This window comes from Stieleria sedimenti (assembly GCF_025060895.1).
Taxonomy (GTDB): domain Bacteria; phylum Planctomycetota; class Planctomycetia; order Pirellulales; family Pirellulaceae; genus Stieleria; species Stieleria sedimenti.
The window spans coordinates 1-9,390 of the sequence record NZ_JANZKV010000193.1; the positions used below are offsets into that span (position 1 = coordinate 1).

Consider the following 9,390-nt stretch of genomic DNA (forward strand, 5'->3'; position numbering starts at 1 on the left):
AGCGGTATTGGGCTAAAGCCAATACCAACACTCTGGACCGTTCCATTCAGGTCACGCACCCTGAGCTGTTTGCGACGAGTTCCGCGACCGGCAAAAAGAAAACGCAGGTGGGAATGAACACCTGCGTTTCCAAAAATAACTGTTAGACTGGCAAGCAATCGCAAGCCGAATACGCCGAGTTGAGAAACCGCGGCACGAATCCGTGCCATCGTTGCGGTGATAATTTGCTCACAACCTGGAAACCCGAGCATATGCGTCGCGGTAGGGGGCTGCAAGCCCTGATTTCATGAACTTAGAAAGTGAACCCAAATTTAATCCCCCCGCACTCCTTCGGCTGGGGGAATCGATCGCCGTCTTGCCGGTGATTCATGGCAGTGGCCAATTCGCGCTGACGGTGCGTCGCTGGATGCTGGAACAGGATTTTGATTGCGTTGCGGTGCCGCTTCCGGAGTCGTTTCGTGAGAGCACCGAGGCGGCAATCCTGGATTTGCCACGTCCGTCGATCGTGATCCAAAAACCCGGAGCCGGTTTCACCCGTCCGGATCTCGAATCTGGCTTTGCCCCCTACGACCCCGAGGCCGGTGAGAGCTGCGATAGCGGTGACGCCGACTCCGATCCCGCCAGCTATGTTCCGATCGACCCCTGCCAGCCGGTGATCATGGCCATCCGGGCCGCGATGGGGGAGCACATTCCTCGGGCCTATGTGGATCTGGAGACGGATCCGTTTCTGCCATTTTCCTCGGTCATGCCCGATCCGTTTGCCGTCCGCCAGGTCGCCGCGGAGCGATTCGCCGCCGCCGTGCTGCCGAGTCTGCCGCGGCCGCCGGATCGCCAGACGCGGTCGCGGATCGTGCACATGGCTTACCGGCTGGCCGAACTGGAAAAACGCTATGACCGAATCTTGTTCGTGACAAGCATTTTGAATTGGCCGTGGATTCGCGAAGCCTACACCGAATCCTTTTCTGCTCCGGCGGCCAACAAGAGTGAGTCGTCCGACCAGTTCGATTTTCCGCAACATGATGCCGTCCAAGAACCGCGGCGGTACGCCATCGATCCGCGGACCTTGATGTTTCTGTTCGGCGAATTGCCCTACATCACCGGGCTGTATGAACGCGCCCGCAGCGAGTTGGAAGAAGACGAGGATCTTCAGATTGATGGCGTGAAAGAACTCTTGATCGCGGCGCGGGTCAGCTACCGAGCCGAATTAAAACAATTCGCGCGGCGCATCACTCCACTGCATCTTTCCAAGTGCCTGAAGTACATCCGCAACCTCTCATTGATGTCGCGGCGGATGACGCCCGATCTGATCACGATCGTGACCGCGGCCCAGCAGATCATGGGCGATCAGTACGCGCTGCACGTCGCGCAGTTGGCCAATCAATATTCCTATGCCAATGTGTCCGAAGACGACTCGGCGCCGACCGAGTTGGACGAGGTCAAGTTGGGGATCGATCAGGCCCGTCTGCCCGACGGCGACCTGATCTCGATGGTCAATCGATTGCCGGGGCCGCCGATCTGTTGGCGGACCTTGCAACTGAAACGTAAACCGTCGTCGCCGGAAAAGAGCCGCTGGAAGTACCAATGGAATCCGTTTACCCAGTGCAGTTATCCACCCGAAGACGAGCGGATCGAGAACTTTCGCACCCGTGTGTTTGATCGAGCCAAGGCGATCATCGGCAACGATTTGGCACGCACCGAAAAATTCACCACCAGCGTCAAAGACGGGATCGACATCCGCGACACGTTACGTCACTGGTACGACCGCCAGATCTACGTCAAAGTCATTCCGCCCAGCCGCGGGACCCTGGATGCCTGTGTCATGTTGTTCGATTCACCCTCGGATCCCCGCGATTACCCGTGGCGGACGACGTGGTTCGCCGAACACAAGGATGAATCCACGTTGGCGTTTTATGCCACCAGCTTTGCCGATGAAATGGTCGGCCCGGGCATCGGGCTCAGCCGCTACGGCGGGGCGATGTTCTTGTACCCGCCGGTGATGATTCCCGACATCTGGAGCGATCGGCGACTCGATTTCGCGGGCACGTTGGAAGAACGCTTGATCGCCGCGGCTTGCATGCACGCCGGCGGCCGGCAAGTCGCCTTGCTCAGCGCCCTGCCACCCGGCGCCGGATGGCGAAAGCTCGCGCGACATTACAAGAAAACACTCGTCCACGTCCCGCTCAGTTCCTTCAGCGACGAACAAGTCCAGCAGTTGCGGATGGTTCATGTCCTCAACGGTCGCGAAGTCCGGTCGTATGCCGAAGAGTTCATTCGTCGGGTTTGAGTGGTCGTCTCCCCCGGCGTTGCCGGTCGTGTCGTTTGAAGTCAACCTCCTGGCAGGACGGTCGAGCGCAGCGAGGGGCATAGGCATCAGGTTAGGAAGTAACCCTCCCGTGTGCGGGAGGGTCGAGCGTAGCGAGGGGAGGGTTTCCGTTGCCTCGCGTTCACCGATGCGAACAACGACGCCGAGAAAAACTCCCTGCGTCGTCGCAAGCTCCTCCGCGACGCTCTCAGGGGGACGTCGATTTTATAAGTGACGGATTTGATCGTCGCGGAAGGCGCCAAGCAGGCTTTTGCAGCGTGGGCCCTCTCTGGCGTTTGCTTGCTGCGCAAACGCCGTCTCTCCCAGAGGGAGAGAGCCTAAGTGGGTTGCCAAACGCTGCCGCAATACAACCAATGCCCCTCAACGGAAGGTGACTGCACTTCAATAACGCACCTGTTCTTCCAGCAACGTTCGGCAGGTGATCATGGCATCGCGCCAGTTCCCTTGTCGCGCTTCCTGGACCACGTCCTGGAGGGCTTCGTGTTGATGGTCGTCTTGCGATGGGCCGCCGGCCATCTCGTTCAGGCGGCTTTCGATCTCCTTCAACGCATCGGCATCACGCTGGTTGCAAACGCGATACAACGCGATCGTCAAATCGTAGCCGTCAGCATCCAGTCGGACCGGCGATCGGCTGAAGTACCACAGCGACGCCGCGCAGGCGATCACGGCGAGCGCCAGTCCCAGATTGCGGTATCGTGTTGACGCTTGGTTGCGATTGGATGGTTTCACAGTTGATCCCACTCGATGACTTCGTGTTCACGCATGCTCGAGAGTTCTGCCCAGATGAACAGATCGATGAAGTTGGTGACGAACTGGACCGATCCATCTCCCATCGCGACGTAACCGCCGCCGGGGTGTTGCGAGAACATCTGGCCGACGTGGTAGGTCGGGAAGTTGATCGGGTGGATGATCGGGTTGCCGGTGATGTCCAGCTCGCCGCCGGATGGGCCGGCGTGCACCAGCGTCAGCGTGGCTGCCGCGTCGGGGCCGTTTTCCGGCGACGAAAACTGGGGATGGGTGAACGCGCCCGGGACGACGCCCACCCACGTTTTTTCGCTCAGTGCCGAGCTGTGTTCGCCAAAAAAGATCGTGCTGCTGAGCCCGTCCAACACGTCTCGAAATTTTGTCTTGGAGTTGCGGAAGAACGGCCCGTCGGCGACTTGCCCCGCATCTCCGTTGATCGCCACAATTCTCGTTTGGCCGGTGTAGATGTTGGTGAACACCTCGCCCGTCGCCGCGGAGCCGCATTCGCCCCAGCAACTCTCCTGGCCGTGGCTGGCGACGTAGTGACTGCGCCCCAGCACGATTTCCCGGCCATGGACGCGCAGCGGATCGCCGGACTCATTGCGGACCACAAAGGGTTCGTCGCCCCCGGTCGTGCTGGGGCACATGAACATCGGGATCGTCGTCGAAACCGAATCGACGTTGCCGCTCGACCAGATCGGTTGCTCCATCCGCAGGCTTTCAAACACCGAGTTGCCTTCGGCAAACGGCAACAGCGCCGCCGCCCAACCCCAACCCGGCCCGGCGTCCCATGTCAGCGGGTCCATGTTGACCACGCTCGGGGCGGAACCGTCGGTCGTGGGATGCGAAACGTATCCCGGAGGGAACTGCCGAAACGCCGCATGGTAATTCTGGGCCGCCAGTCCCACCTGGCGCAGGTTGTTGCTGCAGGACATCCGTCGAGCCGCTTCACGCGACGCCTGAACGGCCGGCAACAATAGTCCCACCATGACTCCGATGATCGAGATCGCGACCAACAGTTCGATCAGCGTAAACCCGCCTGGCCGCTCGGATCGGACCGGACCCCGCGGCCCGCCCCGCGGATCTGCCTGGAGTGATGAAGTATTCAAAGTTGAATTCCCGTCATGTGTGAGATAAAGGAGTTAGTCTGGGCTAAGTTTTGGTGTCGGCTGAAGCGGAGCTGAAGCACACGGTTCCGGCTGCGGCTCCATCAAGCGGGGTGCCGCTTGAGCTGAAGTTAGTCGAGGCTAACTAAGGGAGTGCGGTCAAAATAGAGTCTTTCGTGAATCGCCGCAAGCCCTGTGGAAAGCGGTTCGATGGAAAACGGAATTCCGGTTAAACTGTGTCGATCGCCAAAACAGCACTACAAAAAACAGCTCAATGGATGAGCATCAGCCTTTCCTTGCCGCGGTACGGTCGCGAAATTGCCCATCAAGATTCATCAACGGACCCGTTCGGACCATGCCAGCGAAGTGGCGGAGGACTACGTGGAGGCGATTGCGGATGCGATCGAGCAACGCGGCGTTTGCCGAGCCGTCGATTTGGTCAAACACTTTGCGGTCACGCACGCGACGGTCAACAATACGATCAAGCGGCTCCAGCGCGACGGATTGGTGACGACGGCGCCTTATCAACCGGTGGAACTGACGTCGGCGGGCCGGCGGCTTGCCTCTCAATCACGCCGGCGGCACGAAGTCGTCGAGGCGTTTCTGAAAAAGCTGGGCGTCAGTGACCAGACAGCGGCCATCGACAGCGAAGGCATCGAGCATCATGTCAGCAAGGAAACGCTGGCGGCGATGAAGCGAGTGTTGGACAGGGGGTGGCCGCAGTGACCAGCGACGCAGTGACCAGCGACGCAGTGACCAGCGACGCAGTGACCAGCGGCCTAGACTTGTCCTAAAAATGGGCCGCCCTCTGAAAGGCTGCGCGGTGAAGCATTATTTCCTGCCTTTGACGAGGTGTTGGCGGCAGGGCGCAGGCCCTCCGATTATTAATCGTTACCGAAACAGCGGAGGGCTCGCGCCCTACCGCTAAAAAATTCTTCACCGCGTTGTCTGAAAGGGTTGGCTGTGAACAAGGGTATGTATCCAAGTCAGCATCTCACAATCATTCAGGAACACCCATGACATTTAGAGCACTCGTTGTCGAGAAAAAGGGCGAGGCCCAAGTCACCGCCGCGGTGCAAACGTTGACCGAGGATCAGCTGCCTGCAGGCAACGTCACGGTGGCGGTTGAGTACACCACCGTCAACTACAAGGACGGACTGTGCCTGCGAGCCGACGGCGGCCTCGTTCGCAACTATCCCCACGTGCCGGGCATCGACTTTGCCGGAACGGTCGAATCGTCGGCGGATCCCCGGTACAAGCCCGGTGACAAAGTGGTGCTGACCGGCTGGCGGGTCGGCGAGACACATTGGGGCGGCTATTCCCAAAAGGCTCGCGTCGATGCGGATTGGTTGGTGCCGCTGCCCGACGGCCTGACCACCAGACAGGCGATGGCGATCGGCACGGCCGGTTTCGCCGCGATTCTCGCAATTGTGGCGTTGGAAGATCACGGGTTGAAACCGGACCAGGGCGAAGTGTTGGTCACGGGAGCGGCGGGGGGCGTCGGTTCGATCGCGACGGCGATCCTGGCCAACACCGGCTATGAAGTCGCCGCCGTCACGGGCCGACCGCAGGCCGCTGAGTACTTGAAGTCGCTCGGTGCCAGCCGGATCATCGCTCGTGCGGAGCTTGACACGGTGTCGAAAAGACCACTCGAATCGGAAACTTGGGCGGGCTGTGTCGATGCCGTCGGTGGCGCAATGCTCGCCCGAGTGATCGGGCAATTGAAATACGGCGCGTCGGTTGCCGCGGTGGGGCTCGCCGGTGGCGCGTCGCTGCCGACCAGTGTGATCCCGTTCCTGCTTCGCGGTGTCAACTTACTGGGGATCGATAGCGTGATGCAACCGTTTCAACAGCGCGTCCGAGCTTGGCAACGTATCGCCAGCGATCTGCCGCTGGAAAAGCTCGATGCGATGATCCAGCAGGCAAACCTGGCCGTTGTCCCGTCACTGGGCGAACAGATCCTGGCCGGCCAAGTCAAAGGACGGATCGTCGTCGATGTGAACGCCTAGCGTCGAAAAAGGGGTTGGGGGTCTTTTTTGTGCTGAAGGCCGGTGGGGATGCGCCTGAAGGCTGGACACCGGCGCGAGTGCATTTTAGGGCAGCCAGTAGCGTTCCCGGCCGTAGTAATCGTATAGGTGCTCTTCGTAACCGCGGTTGATCGGCGTCAGCGGGTCGTACTCGGGCGAGTTTTTGATTTCTTCGCGAGTCATATTGATCGACACGGTGGTTTCCGACCACGAGATGGATTCGACCCATTGCGGTGAGATCAAGACTTTTCGCGCCGGCAACCAGTTCTTCGTGTCGACGACGACATACCGAATCGCCCATGTTTCATCGTCAACGATCAGGTCCTCGACGTGCCCGAGGTCGCCATCGGTCGCTTCGATCGAATAATTTCGGATCTCTTTGGCACTGCGAAGATTCGGAAGTTCTTCTTCCACCTCCTGCTGTTCCTCGTCGGGAACGTGCGCGGACATCGGCATGCCGGTCGGTCCACCGGCGGCCATCGAGACGCCGGCCGGTCCCCAGTAAGCGGGCACGTCGTAGTGCTTGAACAGTTCCGCTTCCATTCGCCTTGAAACCGGCTGGTTCGAATCGACATGGGGGCTGTCCTTGACCTGCTGTTTGGTCAGCTTGACGGCGATCGCCCGCTGCTGCCAATCGCGTTGTCCCAGGATGCTCGGCGGCAACAACACGCGGCGACCGGAGAGCCATTTTCCCGTATCGACAACCAGATGCCGGGTCAGCCATTGGTCGGTATCGATCAGCAGGTCCAAGATCGTTCCGACCTCGTCGTCAATGCCGGCCAGTGTGGCTCCACGAATTGATTCAAAAGCGATCAACATGATGGGTCTCCTATCAAACAGTCTCGAAAAAGGCTTGACGACGCATCCGAATGGCCGTTCAAACCGTGTCCGACGAACAACGCAACTCGCATTCCAAATCGGAGATCGGTTCGGCAGGTCAGTGTCACAAGCTGATCGGTCAGCCGGTCGCTCCACGACCTGGTGCGTGATCACGTCGCGTTTGTGGTGCCGAAATAAGTCGCGGTGGCATGCATGAAGAGGGACCACCCTGGTTGCTGTCTAACCACGCGGGTGGCATTTTCATCGGCTGTGCCGACATCGGGAATCGGATTTTCGCCGCAAGGGCATTCGGCATACGAAGTGCGTCTCCTCATCCCTTCGTGAAATTTGCCGACGGCCTCCATCAACAACGACGGACGTCACGGATCGTAGATCGCACCACCGAGGATTGCCAATGCCCATCAAAGAAGAACCGCCGAAGACCGGTGACATGTACCGTTGCCAAACGTGTGACCTGGAAATCCACATCACTCAGCCGTGCACTTGCGAAGCTCCGACGGTCGAGTTCGCCTGCTGCGGCAAACCGCTCAAGAAAGTGACCGCGCTGCCGGCCGGGATGCCATCCTGAACGGCCGGCATCGATCGAATCGCTTCGCCGGCACGGTCTCTCGTTGCCGATCATCTGCTCGGAAGCTTGGGGCGACAGCGGTGCGGTTCTGCTTCGCACACTGCACTCACCTGCCCCCACACCCGAGATCAATCACGACTCCTTCCCATCACGTGAATCCCATCATGAACGACCGACCCTTTACCGTTGTCGCAGTGGCGGCAACGATGACCCTAATCAGTCTTCCCGTGCTCAATCCGGGCGGCTTTGGGCCTCCGCAGGCTATCGCGGCCGAGCGTCCGGCATTCGATTCCGACGAACTTGAAGCGGCGATCAAGGCGGACCTTGACGACACCGAGTCTCTTAACGCGAGCCGTATCCGCGTGGAGGTCGAAAACGGACTGGTGACCCTCGCTGGTAACGTGTCCAGCTTGATGGACAAACGCCGAGCGGGGCAGATTGCCAAACGAACCCGGTCGATCCAGGGAGTCCTCAATCAGTTGTATGTCGATCGCAGCGATCGCAGCGACGACGCCATCCGCAAGGATGTCTTGATGCGGTTGCGCGTCAACGACAGCCTCGACCGCCCCGAGATCGTGGTCAACGTCGAAAACGGCAGTGTGGCGATGACGGGCAAGGTCGATTCGCTGGCGGAGAAACGGCTCGCCGAAACGGCCGCCGCCGGAGTGCGTGGTGTGACCGAAGTGCAGAATCAACTCACCGTCGGGCTGACTAAACCACGAAGCGATGAAGAACTGCGCGAAGAGATTCAAGCATTGATCGTCAACTCGGTCTACTTCGATGACGTCGAAATCCGCGTCCAGGTGGACGATGCGATCGCCACCTTGAGCGGCACCGTCGGGTCGGTCGTCCAAAAGGCGAACCTGATTGAAACGGCAGAGATCTGGGGCGTCAAAGGTGTGATCGCCGACGAAGTTTCGGTGGATCCCGATCAACTCGATCCGACGCGACGAGCCGGACGCTACGCAATCGTCAGCGACCAATCGATCCGGCGGACGCTCGATCGCTTGTTTGCCAATGATCCGATCGTGTTTCCCTTCGCCGATTCGATTTCACCGACTGTCCAGGCCGGAGTGGTCACGCTGGACGGAACCGTCGGGCGCCTGCGGGTGAAAAACAAGGCGGAGCGGCTGGCCAGGGATGTGGTCGGCGTCGTTCGTGTTGTCAACGAATTGGAGGTGCGGTACGAAGGCGAACTTCCGTCAGATGCCGAGATCATTCGCTTGTCCCAGCAAGCGATCTCGCGAAGTTCCAATTTGGATCGGCGCGATTTCCGTGTCCATTGTCAAGCGGCGCACGTCACTCTGTACGGATTGGTGGAAAGCGAATTCGAAAAACAGTTGGCCGAATGGATTGTCGATGGGGTCCCCGGTGTGGTTCATGTCAACAATGCGCTGGCCGTGCAAGACGATTGGAAACCGAAATCGGATGACCAGATCCGCGAAGACCTGGAACGAAAACTCAAGTTCGCGCTGTTTGATACGTCCAATCAGATCGAGGTGGAGGTCAGCGACGGAGTCGTCATCTTGACCGGAGAAGTCGATACGTGGCGTCAATGGCAAGCCGCGATGGATTTGGCGATCGAAGCCGGTGCGCGGCATCCGCACAACCTGCTGAATGTTCGCATGCACCCGCCGCACGGTGGCTCCAGGATTTATGTGCCCCGCTGACGCGTTTCGCCGGGGTGGGTGTCGGGGCCCTGGCGTGATCCGGTGTCGGGTTTCACCCGACGCACCGCTCGCTAACCGGTCTGTTGATTTGATGAGCCGTGACGCGTAAGAT

General features: G+C 59.6%; 9 protein-coding genes. 5 read left to right on the forward strand and 4 right to left on the reverse strand.

The window, feature by feature from the left end:
* A partial coding sequence (locus tag NZK35_RS24085; protein ID WP_259635078.1) for a hypothetical protein occupies positions 1-209 on the reverse strand: 209 nt, incomplete at its 3' end.
* A gap of 77 nt (positions 210-286) precedes the next feature.
* On the opposite strand from NZK35_RS24085, the gene NZK35_RS24090 reads away from it, so the two are divergent.
* Positions 287-2,284 (forward strand): hypothetical protein, encoded by a 1,998-nt coding sequence (locus NZK35_RS24090; protein ID WP_259635079.1) that lies wholly within the window; start codon positions 287-289, stop codon positions 2,282-2,284.
* Positions 2,285-2,704: 420 nt separating this feature from the next.
* Here NZK35_RS24090 and NZK35_RS24095 read toward each other — a convergent pair whose 3' ends face one another.
* Entirely contained in the window at positions 2,705-3,052 is a 348-nt protein-coding gene (locus tag NZK35_RS24095) for a hypothetical protein (protein WP_259635080.1), read from the reverse strand.
* Positions 3,049-4,176 (reverse strand): DUF1559 family PulG-like putative transporter, encoded by a 1,128-nt coding sequence (locus tag NZK35_RS24100; protein ID WP_407699821.1) that lies wholly within the window; start codon positions 4,174-4,176, stop codon positions 3,049-3,051. The genes NZK35_RS24095 and NZK35_RS24100 overlap by 4 nt, the downstream gene beginning before the upstream one ends.
* A gap of 315 nt (positions 4,177-4,491) precedes the next feature.
* Here NZK35_RS24100 and mntR point away from each other — a divergent pair, with 315 nt between their 5' ends.
* Together mntR and NZK35_RS24110 are read left to right on the forward strand one after the other, a co-directional pair.
* Positions 4,492-4,899 carry a manganese-binding transcriptional regulator MntR gene (mntR, locus tag NZK35_RS24105; protein WP_259635081.1) on the forward strand — a complete coding sequence of 136 codons (408 nt, stop codon included), beginning with the start codon at positions 4,492-4,494 and terminating at the stop codon, positions 4,897-4,899.
* Between the two features lie 290 nt (positions 4,900-5,189).
* A complete protein-coding gene (locus NZK35_RS24110; protein ID WP_259635082.1) occupies positions 5,190-6,182 on the forward strand; it encodes an MDR family oxidoreductase in 993 nt (330 codons plus the stop codon).
* Positions 6,183-6,266: 84 nt separating this feature from the next.
* On the opposite strand, the gene NZK35_RS24115 is transcribed toward NZK35_RS24110, so the two are convergent.
* A complete protein-coding gene (locus NZK35_RS24115) occupies positions 6,267-7,019 on the reverse strand; it encodes a PRC-barrel domain-containing protein (RefSeq protein ID WP_259635083.1) in 753 nt (250 codons plus the stop codon).
* 415 nt (positions 7,020-7,434) lie between these two features.
* Between NZK35_RS24115 and NZK35_RS24120 the strand changes: the two genes are divergently transcribed.
* The gene (locus NZK35_RS24120; protein WP_259635084.1) at positions 7,435-7,608 is read left to right on the forward strand and encodes a hypothetical protein; all 174 of its coding nucleotides are present in this window, start codon (positions 7,435-7,437) and stop codon (positions 7,606-7,608) included.
* A gap of 164 nt (positions 7,609-7,772) precedes the next feature.
* Positions 7,773-9,278 (forward strand): BON domain-containing protein, encoded by a 1,506-nt coding sequence (locus NZK35_RS24125; RefSeq protein WP_259635085.1) that lies wholly within the window; start codon positions 7,773-7,775, stop codon positions 9,276-9,278.
* Positions 9,279-9,390: the final 112 nt, after the last annotated feature.

Bases quoted from the DNA above. Each gene is read 5' to 3' on its own strand.
- NZK35_RS24090 (WP_259635079.1), top strand. From the start codon at position 287: ATGAACTTAGAAAGTGAACCCAAATTTAATCCCCCCGCACTCCTTCGG.
- NZK35_RS24110 (WP_259635082.1), top strand. From the start codon at position 5,190: ATGACATTTAGAGCACTCGTTGTCGAGAAAAAGGGCGAGGCCCAAGTC.
- NZK35_RS24115 (WP_259635083.1), bottom strand. From the start codon at position 7,019: ATGTTGATCGCTTTTGAATCAATTCGTGGAGCCACACTGGCCGGCATT.
- NZK35_RS24120 (WP_259635084.1), top strand. From the start codon at position 7,435: ATGCCCATCAAAGAAGAACCGCCGAAGACCGGTGACATGTACCGTTGC.
- NZK35_RS24125 (WP_259635085.1), top strand. From the start codon at position 7,773: ATGAACGACCGACCCTTTACCGTTGTCGCAGTGGCGGCAACGATGACC.